The sequence below is a fragment of the Streptomyces calidiresistens genome (assembly GCF_014141525.1).
Classification (GTDB): domain Bacteria; phylum Actinomycetota; class Actinomycetes; order Streptomycetales; family Streptomycetaceae; genus Streptomyces; species Streptomyces calidiresistens.
Window position 1 is genome coordinate 1 of record NZ_VKHS01001145.1, and the last position, 1293, is coordinate 1293.

Annotated in this window: 1 protein-coding gene; it reads left to right on the forward strand. The window is 73.1% G+C overall.

What is annotated here, in order from left to right:
- Positions 1 to 227 precede the first annotated feature (227 nt).
- Positions 228 to 1265: a TetR/AcrR family transcriptional regulator gene (locus tag FOE67_RS26005; RefSeq protein ID WP_182667274.1), complete on the forward strand. Its 1038-nt coding sequence runs from the start codon at positions 228 to 230 to the stop codon at positions 1263 to 1265.
- Positions 1266 to 1293 lie beyond the last annotated feature (28 nt).

Sequence of the window (1293 nt, forward strand, 5' to 3'; positions counted from 1 at the left end):
GGGCGGTGGGCGGTGGGCGTTCGAGCGGTCCGCCCGTATGCGGCGGCGGGCTCCGGACGGACCCCGGATGGGGCCGCACGACGGGCAACACATGGCGTACGGCGTACGCGGTCAACCATGATGCGTACACCGTACCCGGAAGTCAAGGTTTTTCGGGTACGGCGTACGCACATCGAGGTGGGGAGGGTGACCGGACGAAACGGACGCGCCGTTAGGATGACGCCACCATGACCACGGCACACAGCGGCAGCGGCGACCTCTCCCGGAGCATGGAACTCCTGTGGCGCGGAAGGGAAACCTCCGGGCGCGGCCCCCGCCCGGGGCTGACCCTGGAAGCGATCGTGGACGCCGCGATCACCCTCGCCGACCGGGAAGGGCTCTCCGCCCTGTCGATGCGACGAGTCGCCGCGGAACTGGGCGTCGGCACCATGTCGCTGTACCGCTACGTCCCCGGCAAGGGCGAACTCCTGGACCTCATGCTCGACCGGGTCCTGGAACCCGGCCCCACCGGAACCGAACCCCCACCCCCGGAGGCGACGGAGAACTGGCGAACCGTCCTGGAATTCACCGCCGTGGGCAGTTGGCGGCTCTACCTCGCCCACCCCTGGCTGCTCCAGGTCAACCAGACCCGTCCCGTCCTCGGCCCCAACGCCCTGGCGGGGCTCGACTTCATCCTGGAGGGCCTGAGCGGACTCGGCCTCACGGACGCCGAACGGATGGCCGTCATCATGACCGTGGACCACTACGTCACCGGCACCGCCCGCACCTACGTCCTCCAGTCGGTGGCCGCCCGGGAGACCGGTATCGGCGACGAGGAGTTCTGGGCGGCACAGGGGCCCATCCTCGGCGAGATCATGGAGAGCGGCCGCTTCCCCCGCCTCGCCGAACTGGACCCCGACAGCTTCTCCATCGGCGGCCCGCAGGCCCTGCGCTTCGGGCTCGACCCCCTGCTCGACGGCCTGGAGCGGTACATCGACGCCAGGCGACGCGGGGAACGCCCCGCGCCGGAGCTGGTCGTCCCCGGAACCGACGCCCGGGACGGCGACACCCACCCGGCCACCGACCGCGGGCCGGGCGGGGGCGAAGCGGCCGGGAACGGGGCAGTCGGGGGCGAAGCGGCCGGGAACGACGCGGCCGACACCCCGCCGGCACCCGGTCCCGTCGACCGGGGCGCGGAGACCCCCGGGGCCCCGGCCGAGGAGGCATCGGCCATCGCCGACGGGAGCGGGTCGGGGAGCGGGGAGACGCCCTCGTCGCACCGATGACGCCCCACCCACCGCGCCCGTGCCCCGT